Below are 16165 nucleotides of genomic sequence, written 5' to 3' on the forward strand. Positions count from 1 at the left end.
AATAATGTGAGGCTTCCTTCTTTCATAATCTAATTTTGCAACACTCTTGATATCCTCCACTTCTGGCCTGTGCACTTCCACACTTCGGACATACTAAATATCTAGACTGATTTGTCAACAAACTACCTTTTTGAAAGAGTAAAACTTCTGCTTGTTTAAACGAACGCGAATAATATAACCACATAAAACCAATTATAGCAATAATGCCAAATAATACTCCCATCGCAAGCATTTCAGTCACCTCTTTTGGTTTGTTCTTTCCAGCAAGTGGATTGTTGTATTATTCTCTCTAAATTCAAACAATCCCTTCTTTACTCCTATAAATATCAACTTTCTCTATAAATTTTACAATTCTCCGCAAATTTTTACTTCTGTTTTACAATTCAATTTACATCAACTATTCATTCCAAAACAAATAATATTTCCGCATATATATATTTTATTAAAAAATATATTGACTTTCTAAAAAAAAAATGTAACAATACTTTCAGAATACTTGAATAAAAATTCATTGACGAGAACGAGTACGTTATAGGACTGTCCCCCAGAGAGTTGACGATTTGCTGAAAGCCAACGTTCAGTGCGTAGCCGAAAATCATCTCCGAGAAGTAGAACCGAATGTTATAGTAAGTTCTTACCGGCTGTTCCCCGTTACAAGGAACACGTATCATGTTGTACGTTGCAGAGCCGTATACATATAGAATTATTTCTACATGTATAAATTAGGGTGGTATCGCGGGTAAATATAACTCGTCCCTTTCTTTAGGGACGAGTTTTTTGTGTTCTTACAAATGAATTTTAAAAAAGGAGGAAAAACAATGAACACTGTATCAAAAAAACATATTTTTTTCACGGGTCTTATGCTATTTTCTTTATTTTTTGGGGCAGGTAATTTAATTTTCCCTCCCATGCTTGGACAAAATGCAGGCGAAAACTTTTGGCCGGCAATGATTGGATTTTTACTAACAGGAGTGGGTTTACCACTACTAACAGTTATCGCAATTTCTTTATCAGGAAATGGTATGCAGCAACTTGCAAGTCATGTTCACCCATTATTCGGAATATTCTTTACGGTAGTTGTATACATCGCCATTGGTCCTTCTATGGGTATTCCACGCGTTGCAAATGTCGCTTATGAAATGGGCGTTAGTTCTTTCTTACCAGAAACGATTCGCTCTAGCAGCCTAGCACTTTTTGCATATACAATCATCTTCTTTGCTATCGTATATTGGCTGAGTTTGAATCCATCTAAACTTGTAGATCGTATCGGAAATATATTAACACCTATTTTATTACTCTCTATTTTCTTATTGTTTGTTAAAAGTGTATTTACACCACTTGGACAATCAGGACCTGCAATGCAAGAGTATCAAACTTCTCCGATTTTCAAAGGCTTTATGGAAGGTTACTTAACGATGGATACCATTTCAGCACTTGCATTTGGCATTATCGTTGTAAATACCATTCGCTCTAAAGGTGTGAAGGATCGTAAATCCATTGCCATCGCAACAGCCAAAGCTGGACTTATTGCTGCTATTGGCCTCGTACTTGTATATGGTGCGCTTGGCTGGCTCGGTGCAACTAGCGTCTCGCTCGGATATGCAAAGAATGGTGGAAAATTACTTACTGTAATCGTACAACAATTATTCGGTCCATATGGTCTGCTTTTATTATCTCTTATCGTTACACTCGCTTGCTTAACAACATGTGTTGGACTTGTATCTGCATGTAGTCAATATTTCTCAACATTATTGACTAAATTTTCATACAAAACATTCGCAAGTATCATTTGTGTATTGGGATTATTAGTTGCCAACTTAGGTTTAACAAAAATCATTTCCATCTCTGTTCCAATTTTACTTGTTGTATATCCAGTTGCGATTGTACTTGTTCTACTATCGTTACTGCATAAATATTTCGGTGGATATCGCTCTGTTTATGTAGGTGCTTTAATTGGCGCAGCAATCGTAAGCGTATTTGATGGATTAAAACAAGGTGGTATTTCAGTTTCATTTATCACATCATATTTTGAATTTATCCCTTTATATAATGAAGGAATAGGTTGGCTAGTACCTGCATTAATCGGAGCTCTTATCGGCCTTACAATCGCTAAGCTAAGCGGCGCGAAAAAAGTTCCCTTACTCACCGAATCTCGTGAAATAAAAGCATCCTAAAAAACTCCCGAAAGGGAGTTTTTTTACATTTGATAAGCAGTATGATTAAAACTGCTTATTTTATACGCTTTCGTATAATAATCGATATTTGTATCCACTGTTTCTACTTTGACAACATCGTAGCACTCTTCTTGCTTTATTAAAAATAAATAGTACTCTTCTGTCGCCTCAACAATTGCAATTTTATCTGTTTCAACATTATATTGTTCACAAAGTGCTTGTAATGCGTTCACATAATCCCCTAGTTTTTTAGACTTATCCATACCGAATATAGTTTGAACTAGCATATACATTCTCCCCTTTGTATGTACTGTTAACAACTTAATGATAACGCTTACATTTATTGGCGTCAATAAAAAGATTTTGTACAAACTAATAACCAGTGGGGACCACCCCACTGGTTAAAATTTCACTTTATCATTTCGTCAATTGATGTCGAAACGCATAAATAACCGCCTGTGTCCGGTCACTTACATTTAGCTTATTTAATATATTGCTCACATGTGTCTTTACTGTTTTGAGGGCAATAAACAACTCATCTGCAATCTCTTGATTACTTTTCCCCTCTGCAATTAATAACAAAATTTCAGACTCTCTTTCTGTTAACTCCTCATGCAAAGGTTGTTCTTTCTTCTGACGCATACGAGACATCATTTTACCAGTAACTTTCGGCTCTAATACCGTTTCTCCATCATAAGTAGCTCGTACAGCGTCTGCTATATCACTCGCTCTTGATGTTTTTAATAAATAACTTGTCGCTCCGGCCTCAATAACAGGATACAATTTCTCATCATCTAAAAAGCTCGTTACAACTACAATTTTTGCTTCTGGCCATTCTTGAATAATAGCACGTGTTGCTTCAACACCATCCATCTCATCCATGACAAGATCCATCAAAATAATATCCGGCCTTAATTGCAAAGCTAACTCTGAACCTTTTCTTCCATTTTCAGCTTCTCCAACTACTTCAATATCTGGCTGCGTTGATAAATATGCTGATACACCCATTCGAACCATCTCATGATCATCCACTAGTAATACTTTAATCATGATTCTCCCCTCTCTCAATCATAATCGGTACTTTTACTTCTATTTGTGTACCTTTATTTGGAAAACTAAGTACCTTTAATGTCCCACCAATTTCATGAACACGCTCTTGTATTGACCTTAATCCGTAAGAACCAGCCTTATTCACTCCTACTTTAAAACCTACACCATCATCAATAATTTTCAATATTGCATATTGATCAATTTTTCGAAGACGCACTTCCGTTTTCTTTGCCTTCGCATGACGTAAAGTGTTAGATAGCGCCTCTTGTACAATGCGGAATAAGTGATCTTCTACACCTTTTTTTAATTGAATCGGTTCAATTAACCATTCAATTTTCATATGTTGCTTTCTAGATAGTTCTGTTAATAATTCTTCTATACCTTCTGTTAGTTTCTTACCTTCTAACTGTACTGGGCGTAAATGAAGAAGCAATGCTCTCATTTCTGACTGTGCATTTACAACCATATTTTCAACGAGCTGTAACTGCTTTTTCGTCGTTTCTGGAAATTCAGCTACTTGTTCATTAATAGCCGACATCATCATCGACATTGCAAAAAGTTGCTGACTTACAGAATCATGCAGCTCCCTCGCCAATCGATGCCTTTCTTGGGAAATCGCTTCTTGTCTCATCTCTTCATTCCAATGAGCTCGTTCATTCGTTACCTTTTGAAAGAGTCCAGCTTGCTCCTCTAATCGACGAGCCAGACCGATTACTTTTCGTTCCACTTCATGAAATTCATCATCTGCAGTAAACGAAACATCACTCGGAAAATTCCCTCGCTCTACTTCAAATAGAAACGTATTTAATCCTTGTATACGCTGCTCTATATAGTAACCGATTGCATATCCTACAATCCCCCCGATAAGTAAACTTGTAGTCATAATAAACAAGCCAATTGGAACAGAAGCGATGGATTCCTTCCATAATAAATCATATACTTGTTGCTCGCTTTTCCATACATATACAATTGTACAAATGAGTGCGATACTAACTGAGGACAACATAGAATAACGAATATACATCCACGAAATATTTTTTTGTTTCTTCATTATACTTTCCTCACTTCCGTATCGCCTACGACAAGCGAAGAAATAATTTTAATACGACGAGGAGCCTCTTTATACTGCTCTGTTCTAAATGTAACATTGCGGTTAAACCCTGTCTCCTCATGACCTGGCAAGAGCACACGTCCGACAATAACAGAATGATTTAAAGACAGTTCAATATCATATGGCACATATAAACGAATATTACCAACGACACCCCGAATAACAATTACCGTTTCTCCTTCTGGAATCATAGCAGTTGTTAAATCTATTTCCACATCACAAGCACCATATTGAACATTAATATCCTCAAGTTCATAAATATGATCCATCATTCGTACATTGCCTACAAACATATTTTTTAAATATGGTTCTGTACGATATATTTGCTTCTCTTCGTCTATAATCCCTTCTTCTTTAATTTCAACCTTCATTGCTTTTTGCTGATGCCCTTGTTGAATCAATTGATAACCAATTAAAGCTAAACAAGCAAATACGACAAGAACAAATGCTGCTGATGAAAATAAGAAGAATAAAAATACGATACCACCGACAAATAAAAATACATTTCCCCGTACATAACGATTCTTTTTACGATAATGCCTTCCAAACATAAGCATAATAAATGCAAAAATGAGACCACCTGGTTCAAAATGTCCAAGTATCATATCAAGAAAAAGACCGAATCCAAATATGATGAGGAGCATCCCCATTAATTGTGTCTTTGAAAAATGTTTCTTCATTTCAGCTCCCCCCTTCTTGTCACATATACATAGAAGAAAAGGCATTGCTTTCCAACACCTTTTCTCCTATCACTATATCATAAGCCTGTTTTATAATATACTACTATTATTTTGTTAACTCTTTCGTTAACGATACATCATTCTTTTCTTTCATTTCACGCTCAAGCTTTGCAATCTTCATATCAAATGTGTCACGTTCATGCTCCTCGTTCATACGAGTTTCTAAGTCGCGAATATGATCTTCAATTTCTTCAAAGCGTAAGAATGGATTATTTTCATCCATTTTATGCATCGCAGTATTCATACGACGATTTGCATGTGCCATATTTTCACGTGCCATTAATTCCATACGTTTTGCGTGCATTTCTTTTAATTTATTTTTCATTTCAGAAAGACGACGCTCTAGCTCATCAATTTGTTCTACAACACCTGCATACATTTCTTCTAATCGAGTTACTTGCCCTTCATAATAAGCTACTTCTTCTAATGCACGCTCATGTAGTTGTAGTTCGCCTGCTTCTTGAGCGATGATCGCTTGCTTAGATCTTTTATTCACGAAATAACGTGCTTGCTCAAGCTCACGAGCAAAGTTAGATTTTAATGTTTTATGACGCTGAATTAACTTCTCAATTTTTGTTATTTCACGCTCACTATCACGTAAATATTGGTTTAACATAGCAATTGGGTTTTTTCTTTCTTTCTCATCTAACACATTATGAAAATCTGCTAAAATTGCATCGCGTACACGTCCGAATAAAGATTGTTTCATTATAATCTTCCTCTCTTCTACTTTATAAATTTGATTGATTTTATATTAGTTTTTCATTAACTTGTTCCACTCATCTTCAAAGTTGCTATATGGTTTAGAACTTTCTGGAGCAGAATCAACAACTACATCTTTTTCTTTTTTCCACTCACGGTATCCGTAGTATAAAACTACTAATGCTGCTATACCGATTAATGCTGGGGAATGCGAAAGGGCGATGGACAAGCCGATCAAACCAACAATACCCCAAGCTAACTTTCCAAAAAATGATTGTGCTCGCACAAATGATTTATAGCTCCAGTACACAACTCCTGCTCCAATTGCGAATCCTATAATACCAGCAAGACTGCCAAGAGCAATTAAAGCTAAAATACCAGCCGCGATAAACGCTAGAAATTGTTTCATCTTGTGCTTGCCTCCCTTCGATTTGATACTCTTATCTTAACTATTTTTTCTTTTTTCCATAACGAGCTTAAGAACCGTTTTTAACTCAGACTTAAGACCGAGTTGCATTCAGCCTTTTGTAAAAACATACGGTAGCATGGGATCATTCACTCTTTTCCCGCACATAAAAAGCCGTACAGAGAATGTTCTCTGTACGGCTTTCGTTACTTTTCATACACTTCATTTTCATTATGCTGTTTTATGATACTCTTTCTTTTCCGCTACTTTAGAAAACCTTGGGAAACCAATTAATATAGAAATGATTCCACATACGCCAACTAAGATTGGATAAAACGCATATGGTAACAGTTCAATTGGAGATAACGCCGCAAATCCTGCTGCTGTTAACATTTGCGCACCATACGGAATTAACCCTTGCACACAGCACGAGAAAAGATCTAATACACTCGCTGATTTACGAGGATCAATTTCATATTGATCTGCAATGTTTTTCGCAAGCGGACCTGTAAAGATAATAGAAATGGTATTATTCGCTGTACACATATTCGTCATACCTACTAAACCAGCGATACCGAACTCTGCTCCTTTTTTTGAACGAATGTTACGCGTTAAAATATTCATTAAATATTGAATGCCACCATTATATTGAATCAATTCGACCATACCGCCAATTAAAATAGCAAGTAATACTAACTCCATCATACCGCCCATTCCAGTCGTTACACTTTTAAAGAAACTCTCTAACGTATAACTTCCATCTAAAAGACCGATAACCCCAGATAGTACAGTTCCACCAGTTAACACGATAAGTACATTCCAACCAAGTAGCGCTGTAATAAGTACTCCTGCATACGGTAAAATCTTTATCCAGTCAAAGCTATGCGTTTTAATCTGCGTATCGCTTCCTAAAGTAATGATTACTAATAGTACAATTGTAATAATAGCTGCTGGTAATACAATTAAAAAGTTCGTTTTAAACTTATCTTTCATTTCTGTTCCTTGTGAACGTACAGCTGCGATTGTTGTATCTGAAATAAATGATAAATTATCACCAAACATCGCTCCGCCAACAACAGTAGCCATCGTAAGTGCAATTGAGATATCAGTTTGCCCACTAATACCTACAGCAATTGGTGCTAATGCAGCAATTGTTCCCATTGAAGTTCCCATCGCTAATGAAATAAATGCTCCTATAACGAAAATGCCAGCTACGATAAATCCTTGTGGTAAAATCGATAACGCTAAGTTAACTGTAGAATCAACGCCACCCATCCCTTTTGCTGTTTCAGAAAATGCTCCTGCCAGTACAAAAATCAGAACCATAATCATAATGTCTGGGTTCCCTGCACCTTTAGCAAATCGTTCCACTTTTACATGAAAACTTTCTTTACGATTCATTGCTAAAGCGACTCCTACAGCAATTGAAATTGCTACAAGTATCGGCAATTTATAGAAATCACCTGTAATAATTCCAGAACCAATAAATAGCGCCAAAAATATCCCAAGTGGTAATAATGCCAAACCATTTCCTCTCGTTTCTTTCAAAGTACCATCTCTCCCTAGTTTCAACCTTTTTCTAATGAATAACAAAAGACCTCTTCCAACGAGAAGAGGTCTTATACATCTATAAGAAACGCTCTTCTCATCTTTCAAGCATATGCTTGCTGGATTTGGCACAGCACTCTGAAATCGAGTCCGCTGCCGAGGCATCGTAGGGCCAGTCCCTCCGCCTCTCTTTATAAGAAGGTTTCATATTTATTTTTTAATAATAATTTCTTCCCTAACTTTACTCGCTTACAAAACAAAAGTCAATTATTTTTTGTATAGATTTTTTTGGTAATTATACAAAAATTTGAATACAATAATCATTTTAACTTTTTGATTTCTTCTTCCAATATTGAAATCCAATAAAATTCACTATTTTTCATTGCAGCTATGATCCATTTCGTAGTGTACCAAGCTAACTCATACTCTTCTTTTGTAACATCGCCACTTTTATAAGCATCCTCTAGCTCATCTTCATCGAGTACATACATTTTACCATTCGGTAATAACACTACATCTAAATATAAATCATCAAAATATGGTAAGCCACAGTCATCTATTTCATATTCTTTCGCCACATCGATATAATATTGCACTAATTTTTTCTGATCATCTAACATAGCTGTAATCGCAAAGTTTTTCCCATCTATGAAATATTGAATCCACGTATACTGATTACCAGCAATACAAAGTTCCTTACCATCATATTCTTTACAACTAGGTTCTCTCACCTTTTTTATTTCCAGTATTCCTAGCATTCCTTCTTCTATTTGCTTAACAGTATAATCCCTCTCTATTAGTCGCTTCCACGAAGAACCGTCACCATATTTACGTTTCATTTCGTCTGCTCCCTTTCTATATAGAAAAGCCCCCACATATTATGTGAGAGCTTGTTCAAATTATAATTAAGCTGCTTGCTTATTAGAAATTTCTTTCAAATAGGCTTGTCCTTTTTCAGCGTCATACTGACCTTCCCACTTAGACATAACTACAGCTGCTAAAGAGTTACCTACAACGTTAACTGCTGTACGGGCCATATCTAAAATACGGTCAATACCAGCAATAAACGCTAAACCTTCAGCTGGAATACCTACTGTACCAAGTGTCGCTAATAATACAACGAATGATACGCCAGGTACACCCGCAATACCTTTTGATGTAAGCATTAATACAAGTAATAATGTAATTTGTTGTGTAATAGATAAATCAATACCATACATTTGTGCTAAGAAAATAGCCGCAATTGCTTGATATAAAGTTGATCCATCTAAGTTAAATGAATAACCTGTCGGAATAACAAAAGATGTAATTGCCTTTGGACAACCAAACTTCTCCATTTTCTCCATGATTTTTGGTAAAACTGTTTCTGAACTTGCTGTAGAGTACGCTAAGATCAGTTCATCTTTTAAAATCTTAAAGAATTGGAAAATGTTAATTCCAAATATTTTCGCTGTAATTCCTAATACGACTACAACGAAGAAAATCATTGCTCCGTATACTACAATTAATAATTTCCCTAATGGAATTAATGAAGAAAGACCAAATGTAGAAACTGTAACTCCAATTAACGCAAATACACCAAATGGTGCAAATTTCATAACTTGGTTTGTTACGTAAAACATTGCATCAGCTACACCTTGGAAAAATTGAAGAACCGGTCTTCCTCTTTCACCAATTGCCGCTACACCTAAACCAAATAATACAGAGAAGAAGATAATAGCAAGCATATCTCCGTCAGCTAATGACTTTACAATGTTTGTTGGAACAATATTTACAAATGTATCTGCAAACGAATGACTTTGTACTTGCTCTGTCGTATGTGTATATTTCGAAATATCTGTCTTTGTTAACTGCTCCATATTTACGCCTTTTCCTGGTTGGAAAATATTCGCAATTAATAGACCGACAATAATTGCAATTGTTGTAATAATTTCAAAGTAAATAATTGTTTTTCCGCCTAGTCGACCTAATTTTTTAACATCGCCAACACCAGCAACCCCAACAACAATACTCGCTACAACAATCGGTACAACGATCATTTTAATTAATCGGATAAAAATATCACCAATTGGTTGTAAATAGCTCACCACTGCCGGATTGCCAAAGAAAATTGCCCCAACTGCAATACCTAGCGTAAGACCAATTAATATTTGCCATGCAAGTCCTATTCTTTTCATATTTGTTGTAACCCCCTCTTCGATGTGTCACTCTATCTCTCATTCTATCTATCTCTATAAAACTTGAAATTAAGAGTATTACATATTATTCGACAATTCACTACATTTTGTCCCTGTTAAAAATCATAAATCAAAATTTAAAATCTGACAACAAAATAACTTTGCCCGAACGCAAATAATTTTCTTGACAAAAATAAAACCCATGTCAGAAAACCTAACATGAGAACGATTCCTTACCAGTGTTTTATTGAATATATAACTAATATTTCACTACATAAAACAAATTCACTTTTCCCTTTATTTTACAAGAAAACTCTAAAAACAAACCTTTGTTACACAAATATAAAAAATGAATCTACAGTGAAATTTATCGTTGAAAAATGATAAATTCCGACAAAACTTAGTAATTTTATAAAATTTTCTTTACATTATGGTTACAACGATAGACACTCTTCTTCTTATGATATATAACATTCATAGGGAAAGGAGCTAGACAACCATGAAAAAGAAATTTGTAGCGTTCAGCGTTTTAGCAGCAGGAACGATTTTTGCTTCCCCGTTACTTTCACCCGCATACGCTGAAACGAATCAAGATAAATTATCTAATATTCAATCTGAATTAGAAGGAAAACAAAATGACTTACAAAATAAATCAGCCGAGAAAGAACAAATAGAAAAAGAAATTCAAGAATTACAAAAGAAAATCGACGATTTAACTACTTCTATTAATAAAAACGAAGCTGAATTAAACGATACAAAAAAAGAAATTAGTAAAACACAACAAATAATTACTGAAAAAAAGAAACATATAGAGCAATTACAAACAAACATAGATACACGTCAGGAAGTTATTAAGCAACGACTGCAATCTATGCAAGAAAAACCTCGCACAAATATCATTACGGAAGTATTAACAAATTCTGCAAACATTGCTGATCTTGTTGATAATATGTACTCTGTCAGTTTAATTTTAAACAACGATACTGATATTGTGAAAAAACAAACAACTGACCAAGATGCTGTGACGAAAGAAAAAGAGGCTGTTGAGAAAAAAGAGCAACAACTGAAAGAATCCGAGCAAAAATTAGAACAAAAACAACAAGAATTACAAAATAACCAACAACAGCAACAAACTCTTATTAGCGATCTACATACGAAAGTGGCAAAAGTAGATTCAGAGATTGAAGGATTAGAAGAATCTAAAGGCATTTTAGAAAATCAGCGTCAAGCTGTTCAAAAGGCAATTGAAGAAGAAAAACGCGCAGAAGAAGCTCGTAAAGCTGAGGAAGCTCGCAAGGCGGAAGAAGCTCGTAAACAAGCTGCTTCATCTGCTCAAACAGCTCAAGCGGCCCCAACACCACACGATACAAACATCGGAGGATTTATTAAACCAGCAGCTGGATCAAAAACTTCTGGTTTTGGCGTGCGCTCTATTGATAACCATAAAGGAATCGATATCGCTGCTTCAGGAACTGTTCCAATTATTGCCGCTGCAGATGGCGTTGTTATTCGCTCAGAATTATCATCTAGTTACGGAAATGTTGTGTACTTATCTCACCGTATTAACGGAAAAACATATACAACAGTATATGCTCATATGAGTAGCCGTTCTGTATCGAATGGACAAACTGTAAAACAAGGAACTCAACTTGGATTTATGGGGAATACCGGCCAATCATACGGACAACATTTACACTTTGAACTTCATCTTGGAGAATGGAATGTCGGTAAGACAAACGCAGTTGATCCATCTCCTTATATCGGATTATAAAAAAACTCGGTGCATACCGAGTTTTTTTATTTCCCCTTCACACACTATAGGCATTCCACATAGACTACAACTAAATGCCTATAGTTTACGGGGTGAATTATATGAATACACAATTACAACAAGAAATACAAGAAGCTAGAGAAACTTTTATTGGCCGGATATTTACATTTGGCGGCTCAGTTTTATTTTTAATCGGATCATTCCTCGCAGTCGTCACAGCCTATAAAGCATATAATCGTTTATTAAATACACCTACAACATAATAAAAAGACGGAGAAATCTCCGTCTTTTTATTATGCAAACATTTTAAATACGCCTATCGCATTTAAAAATACAATAATTACAGTTACTGGAATAACATAACGAAGTAAGAAGAACCAAATATTAAATAATGTTTTCCCTTTCGTTTCCGTAACTTCTAATTCTTTCATTAACATTTCTTTACTCATTTTATTTGGTACAAATAACGAAATAGCTAGTACCCCTAATGGCAGCAATACGTTACTTACTGAGAAGTCGACTAAGTCAAAGAATGTTTTCCCAAATATTTTCACATCACTCATAATTCCAAACGATAGAGCTGACGGAATTCCAACTGCAAAAATAAGAATACCAATTAATAACGATGCTGACGGACGCTTTTTCTCGTTATCTTTCGCAACAGATGCTACTACAATTTCAAGCATGGAAATCGCAGATGTTAACGTTGCAAAGAAAAATAACACCAAAAACATAATGAAGAAAAATTGTCCAAATGGTATTTTCGCAAATACTGCTGGAAGGACGATAAATAGTAACCCCGGTCCTTCAGTCGGCTTAACACCTAATGCGAAAATCGCCGGAAAAATCGCTAATCCTGCAAGTACTGTAATAAAAACAGTTAAACTTACAATAGATGTTGCTGATTTCGCTAAATGTTCTTCTTTCTTCAAATAGGAACTATACGTGACCATTACCGAGGCCCCAACTGTTAGCGAGAAGAATGATTGTCCCATCGCGTATAAAATCGTATCTGCTGTCAGTTTTGAAAAATCTGGTTTTAAGAAGAACTCTACCCCAGCAAAAGCACCATCCAGTGTTAACGCACGAACAATAATTGCAATAAACAAAATAAATAATAGCGGCATCATATACTTACTTGCTTTTTCTATCCCTTTCTCTACACCTTTACTTACAACAAAAATCGTACAAAGCATAAAGACAAATTGCGCTCCAATCGCGCTTACTGGATTTGAAATCGTCTCACCGAATAATTGCCCATAATCAGTCACTCCATTCCAGAAGCTTCCTGTCACACTATAGTATAAGTAAAGTAAAATCCATCCACCTACAACACTATAAAAAGATAGTACACTAAAACAAGTAACAACTCCCATGCGACCAATCCAAGGATATACCTTGCTATTTGGCACTAATACTTTATACGCTGTAACTGCCTCTTTTTGCGTACTACGCCCAATAACAAATTCAGCTAAAAGGAGTGGCATACCTATAAATAAAGTTAATAGTAAAAATACAAGGAAGAATGCGCCTCCCCCGCCATTACCTGCAACATATGGAAATTTCCATATTGCACCAAGACCTACTGCGGCTCCGGCTGCTGCGAGTACAAAGCCTATTTTCGACGTCCATTGCTGTGTTTCTTTCATCATAAATTCTCCTTTTCTGAATATTTAAACTTTTGTTAATTATACACTTTCATTTCATACTCGCACACCTCCTTTAGAAAATAAAAAAGTCCCCTACACGCAAATATGCATGTAGAGGACGATATATGTAATGTTAATACCGTGGTACCACCTCAATTGGATTGATAAATCCCACTTGTTCAAGTACAGGAAAAACTCCGATACTCTATCCTTTTAACGGCGGAACCCGGGTTGCCTACTACAATGTTCAACATACCTCTCGCAAGCCCATTCTGTATATTTTATCGTACCGGGCTCACACCTTACCCCAGCTCTCTGAACGTATCAAATATACATACTCTTCTTGCTCATCGATTTCATCTATTGAAGTTACTTGTGATTATAAATTATATTTTTATAGTTGTAAAGTACAATTTATTTATTATCCTATATGAACTCTTCTCTCTAATTCTTGTAAAAACAATTCTCTTTTTTGTTCATTTTGAACATATATCGACTTCAATACCTCTTGCAACAATATATTTCTCTCTCTTTTCTCTATTTGTAATTCTTTCACTTTTATTCTAACTTCGTATAAAAAATCCAGATACGATTCATACGTCTCATCATATTTATTTGCGATATCATCTCGAATTTTTTTTGCAAGTTTCGGACTCGCTCCTCCAGTAGAAACAGCTATATTAAGTAGCCCACGATGAAACGCCGCCGGAAAATGAACATTTCCACTTTCCGGATTCGTAATAACATTTACCAGCTGATTTTCTGCCGTATCTTCAGCAACCTTTTCATTCAATACGGCATCACTACTCGCTGCTACAACTAAAAAAGCACCATTAATATCACTTTTTTCATACTCCCTTTGATACCAACGAATTTTCTTTTCTTCTACAAGTTTCACTAAATTCGCATCCAATTCAGGACTTACCACAACTATATCTGCACCTTGTTTTAGTAAAGGAATAATTTTGAATCCCGCGACTTTCCCTCCACCAATGACAACAACACGTTTCTTCTCAACTCGCACTGTAAGTGGATACATATTGATCTCCCTTCAATAATTTCTTCGTTTTCTGAATTAACATATACTGAAACGCTTCATTCTTTCCTAAATACGGACTTATTTTTATCTCATCTAGCTCATATTGGCGCACTTCTTTTTCAATATGTTTCATAAGTAAACCTGTAAATAACAAGTAAGGTAGCACAACGATATTCTTTTCTTTTCGTTCTACAACTTCCTTTAACTTCTCCTCAAATTTCGGCTCGGCAGCCGCTAAGTAACAAACTTCTACTTTCTTAATCTTCTCTTCCGTTTGAAATAAAGAAGCAATCCAGTTTATATCTTTTAATACTTCAGGATCACTGCTCCCTCTTGCAACGAGAAGTAACGTCACTTCATTCTTATCTTCCTGTTCAATGCCACTTCCGCTATACACTGATTTTATAAGTGCTTCTGATACACCAAATGGATTACCATAGGTCACTTTTATACTTGGATATTGATTATTTAACTTTTCCAATTCAAACGGGATATCTTTTTTCACATGACCTGCCGCTAATAAAAAAACTGGAATAATAATAATCTCTGTAGCACCACGCTTCACACATGTACGGAACCCTTCATCAATAGTTGGACTCGCTAACTCTAAAAAACAAATTTCTTGAATACTTGCCTCTACACGGTTCATACATGACGTAATAAATGCAACCGCTTCTTCTTTCGCTGCTTTCAAGCGACTTCCATGACATATATATAAGATGGCTTTCATTTTATAACACTCCACTTACTTGATACGTACTTTCTGTCTGTTTCTCAAACCAATGGATTTTTTCTCTAAAACGGACGACTTCTCCAATTACAATCATGCTCGGATTTTGAATTTGTTCTTTTTTCGCAACATCTACAATTGTTCCTAACGTCCCAACAACTGTGCGCTGCATAGATGTCGTTCCCCGCTCAATAATAGCAGCAGGCGTACTTTTATCTTTTCCATGCTTTATCAGTTGCTCACATATGTAGGGTAAATTGCTAACCCCCATATACACAGCTAAAGTCTCTACACCTTTCGCTAAATTTTCCCACTTCACATCCTCTTCAGCATCTTCTTTTCTATGCCCTGTCACAATAGCAAAACTTGCACTTGCATCACGATGTGTCACTGGAATACCAGCATAAGCAGGAGCAGCTATTCCAGCTGAAATACCAGGAACGATTTCAAACGGTACACCTTGCTTTGCTAACGCTTCAGCTTCTTCTCCTCCTCTACCAAATACAAATGGATCCCCACCTTTTAGCCTCGTTACAACTTTTCCTTTTTTCGCATATTTAATAAGAAACGTGTTAATTGTCTCTTGCTTCATCGTGTGATAATTTGGTAGTTTTCCGCAATAAATTAAATCCGCTTCAGGCTTTGCATAAGAAAGCAATTCTTTATTCACGAGACGGTCGTATAAAATAACATCTGCTTTCTCAATGCATTTCAATCCTTTTACAGTAATTAAATCTGGATCACCAGGGCCCGCTCCAACGATATATACTTTTCCCATCATCTCTCCTCATTTCTACTATTAAAGTGAAACTTCCATCCTTATATAGGAATGGAAGTTTTCATTTCTTAATATTTCAATGTTCCTTACTCATGAATAACAAAGGCTGCGCTTTTTCGAATCTTCTTTTTTTCAAACAAAGCAATCTCCTTTACTTCTGGTAACGGTAAAAAATGTTTTTCAAGCTCAATCTCCGCCATCTTAAATGCCTGTTCTTCACTTTCAGCAACAACAACAATCGGAACAATGCTATTCACTAATACCGCTTCAAATCGATATAAATCCATATT

General features: G+C 35.7%; 18 protein-coding genes, 1 riboswitch and 2 other annotated features. Of the genes, 3 read left to right on the plus strand and 15 right to left on the minus strand.

Annotated elements, in window-relative coordinates:
* Nucleotides 1-22 precede the first annotated feature (22 nt).
* Complete coding sequence (locus PDK19_RS11175) at nt 23-232, minus strand: hypothetical protein (protein WP_000880630.1); 210 nt, start codon at nt 230-232, stop codon at nt 23-25.
* A 270-nt stretch (nt 233-502) separates the two neighbouring features.
* Nucleotides 503-761, plus strand: a binding site (T-box leader).
* A gap of 57 nt (nt 762-818) precedes the next feature.
* Between PDK19_RS11175 and brnQ3 the strand changes: the two genes are divergently transcribed.
* Nucleotides 819-2174, plus strand: a complete 1356-nt coding sequence (gene brnQ3, locus PDK19_RS11180; RefSeq protein ID WP_001099152.1) for a branched-chain amino acid transport system II carrier protein BrnQ3 — start codon at nt 819-821, stop codon at nt 2172-2174.
* Nucleotides 2175-2197: 23 nt separating this feature from the next.
* Here the strand turns inward: brnQ3 and PDK19_RS11185 are convergent, their stop codons facing one another.
* The 9 genes from PDK19_RS11185 to gltP form a co-directional block, all read right to left on the minus strand.
* Nucleotides 2198-2536: a DUF3922 domain-containing protein gene (locus tag PDK19_RS11185; RefSeq protein ID WP_370530097.1), complete on the minus strand. Its 339-nt coding sequence runs from the start codon at nt 2534-2536 to the stop codon at nt 2198-2200.
* Nucleotides 2537-2591: 55 nt separating this feature from the next.
* On the minus strand, nt 2592-3224 hold the full coding sequence (locus PDK19_RS11190; RefSeq protein ID WP_000598709.1) for a response regulator: 633 nt from the start codon (nt 3222-3224) through the stop codon (nt 2592-2594).
* Entirely contained in the window at nt 3217-4275 is a 1059-nt protein-coding gene (locus PDK19_RS11195) for a sensor histidine kinase (protein ID WP_270707096.1), read from the minus strand. The genes PDK19_RS11190 and PDK19_RS11195 overlap by 8 nt, the downstream gene beginning before the upstream one ends.
* Nucleotides 4275-5015, minus strand: coding sequence for a cell wall-active antibiotics response protein LiaF (gene liaF, locus PDK19_RS11200; RefSeq protein ID WP_000716091.1), 741 nt, complete (start codon nt 5013-5015; stop codon nt 4275-4277). Before liaF ends, PDK19_RS11195 begins: the two co-directional genes overlap by 1 nt.
* Nucleotides 5016-5121: 106 nt before the next feature.
* Nucleotides 5122-5784, minus strand: coding sequence for a PspA/IM30 family protein (locus tag PDK19_RS11205; RefSeq protein WP_000814138.1), 663 nt, complete (start codon nt 5782-5784; stop codon nt 5122-5124).
* Nucleotides 5785-5829: 45 nt separating this feature from the next.
* Nucleotides 5830-6186, minus strand: a complete 357-nt coding sequence (locus PDK19_RS11210) for a lmo0954 family membrane protein (protein WP_000808632.1) — start codon at nt 6184-6186, stop codon at nt 5830-5832.
* 228 nt (nt 6187-6414) lie between these two features.
* On the minus strand, nt 6415-7731 hold the full coding sequence (locus PDK19_RS11215; RefSeq protein WP_000665478.1) for a Na+/H+ antiporter NhaC family protein: 1317 nt from the start codon (nt 7729-7731) through the stop codon (nt 6415-6417).
* 94 nt (nt 7732-7825) lie between these two features.
* Nucleotides 7826-7931, minus strand: a riboswitch (SAM riboswitch).
* A 120-nt stretch (nt 7932-8051) separates the two neighbouring features.
* Nucleotides 8052-8570, minus strand: a complete 519-nt coding sequence (locus PDK19_RS11220; RefSeq protein WP_270707098.1) for a DUF402 domain-containing protein — start codon at nt 8568-8570, stop codon at nt 8052-8054.
* Nucleotides 8571-8636: 66 nt separating this feature from the next.
* Nucleotides 8637-9908, minus strand: coding sequence for a glutamate/aspartate:proton symporter GltP (gltP, locus tag PDK19_RS11225; protein ID WP_000821146.1), 1272 nt, complete (start codon nt 9906-9908; stop codon nt 8637-8639).
* Nucleotides 9909-10407: 499 nt separating this feature from the next.
* On the opposite strand from gltP, the gene PDK19_RS11230 reads away from it, so the two are divergent.
* On the plus strand, nt 10408-11679 hold the full coding sequence (locus tag PDK19_RS11230) for a murein hydrolase activator EnvC family protein (RefSeq protein WP_000726427.1): 1272 nt from the start codon (nt 10408-10410) through the stop codon (nt 11677-11679).
* A 101-nt stretch (nt 11680-11780) separates the two neighbouring features.
* The gene (locus PDK19_RS11235) at nt 11781-11942 is read left to right on the plus strand and encodes a hypothetical protein (RefSeq protein ID WP_001095994.1); all 162 of its coding nucleotides are present in this window, start codon (nt 11781-11783) and stop codon (nt 11940-11942) included.
* A gap of 30 nt (nt 11943-11972) precedes the next feature.
* Here PDK19_RS11235 and PDK19_RS11240 read toward each other — a convergent pair whose 3' ends face one another.
* The 5 genes from PDK19_RS11240 to PDK19_RS11260 form a co-directional block, all read right to left on the minus strand.
* On the minus strand, nt 11973-13328 hold the full coding sequence (locus PDK19_RS11240) for a sodium-dependent transporter (RefSeq protein ID WP_041184454.1): 1356 nt from the start codon (nt 13326-13328) through the stop codon (nt 11973-11975).
* Between the two features lie 111 nt (nt 13329-13439).
* Nucleotides 13440-13688: a binding site (T-box leader), on the minus strand.
* 61 nt (nt 13689-13749) lie between these two features.
* Entirely contained in the window at nt 13750-14367 is a 618-nt protein-coding gene (locus PDK19_RS11245; RefSeq protein ID WP_000283349.1) for an NAD(P)-binding protein, read from the minus strand.
* On the minus strand, nt 14342-15097 hold the full coding sequence (locus PDK19_RS11250; RefSeq protein ID WP_000644352.1) for a sirohydrochlorin chelatase: 756 nt from the start codon (nt 15095-15097) through the stop codon (nt 14342-14344). Before PDK19_RS11250 ends, PDK19_RS11245 begins: the two co-directional genes overlap by 26 nt.
* A 1-nt stretch (nt 15098) precedes the next feature.
* A complete protein-coding gene (gene cobA, locus PDK19_RS11255) occupies nt 15099-15875 on the minus strand; it encodes a uroporphyrinogen-III C-methyltransferase (protein ID WP_000521271.1) in 777 nt (258 codons plus the stop codon).
* Between the two features lie 86 nt (nt 15876-15961).
* Nucleotides 15962-16162 (minus strand): DUF3906 family protein, encoded by a 201-nt coding sequence (locus tag PDK19_RS11260; protein ID WP_000366912.1) that lies wholly within the window; start codon nt 16160-16162, stop codon nt 15962-15964.
* Between the last annotated feature and the right edge of the window lie 3 nt (nt 16163-16165).

The sequence above is a fragment of the Bacillus cereus group sp. BcHK124 genome, assembly GCF_027712065.1.
Classification (GTDB): domain Bacteria; phylum Bacillota; class Bacilli; order Bacillales; family Bacillaceae_G; genus Bacillus_A; species Bacillus_A pacificus.

Bases quoted from the DNA above. Each gene is read 5' to 3' on its own strand.
- PDK19_RS11240 (WP_041184454.1), bottom strand. From the start codon at position 13,328: ATGAAAGAAACACAGCAATGGACGTCGAAAATAGGCTTTGTACTCGCA.
- PDK19_RS11195 (WP_270707096.1), bottom strand. From the start codon at position 4,275: ATGAAGAAACAAAAAAATATTTCGTGGATGTATATTCGTTATTCTATG.
- gltP (WP_000821146.1), bottom strand. From the start codon at position 9,908: ATGAAAAGAATAGGACTTGCATGGCAAATATTAATTGGTCTTACGCTA.
- PDK19_RS11210 (WP_000808632.1), bottom strand. From the start codon at position 6,186: ATGAAACAATTTCTAGCGTTTATCGCGGCTGGTATTTTAGCTTTAATT.
- PDK19_RS11175 (WP_000880630.1), bottom strand. From the start codon at position 232: ATGCTTGCGATGGGAGTATTATTTGGCATTATTGCTATAATTGGTTTT.
- PDK19_RS11250 (WP_000644352.1), bottom strand. From the start codon at position 15,097: ATGAAAGCCATCTTATATATATGTCATGGAAGTCGCTTGAAAGCAGCG.
- PDK19_RS11230 (WP_000726427.1), top strand. From the start codon at position 10,408: ATGAAAAAGAAATTTGTAGCGTTCAGCGTTTTAGCAGCAGGAACGATT.
- PDK19_RS11190 (WP_000598709.1), bottom strand. From the start codon at position 3,224: ATGATTAAAGTATTACTAGTGGATGATCATGAGATGGTTCGAATGGGT.
- PDK19_RS11220 (WP_270707098.1), bottom strand. From the start codon at position 8,570: ATGAAACGTAAATATGGTGACGGTTCTTCGTGGAAGCGACTAATAGAG.
- PDK19_RS11245 (WP_000283349.1), bottom strand. From the start codon at position 14,367: ATGTATCCACTTACAGTGCGAGTTGAGAAGAAACGTGTTGTTGTCATT.
- cobA (WP_000521271.1), bottom strand. From the start codon at position 15,875: ATGGGAAAAGTATATATCGTTGGAGCGGGCCCTGGTGATCCAGATTTA.
- brnQ3 (WP_001099152.1), top strand. From the start codon at position 819: ATGAACACTGTATCAAAAAAACATATTTTTTTCACGGGTCTTATGCTA.
- PDK19_RS11260 (WP_000366912.1), bottom strand. From the start codon at position 16,162: ATGGATTTATATCGATTTGAAGCGGTATTAGTGAATAGCATTGTTCCG.
- PDK19_RS11235 (WP_001095994.1), top strand. From the start codon at position 11,781: ATGAATACACAATTACAACAAGAAATACAAGAAGCTAGAGAAACTTTT.
- liaF (WP_000716091.1), bottom strand. From the start codon at position 5,015: ATGAAGAAACATTTTTCAAAGACACAATTAATGGGGATGCTCCTCATC.
- PDK19_RS11205 (WP_000814138.1), bottom strand. From the start codon at position 5,784: ATGAAACAATCTTTATTCGGACGTGTACGCGATGCAATTTTAGCAGAT.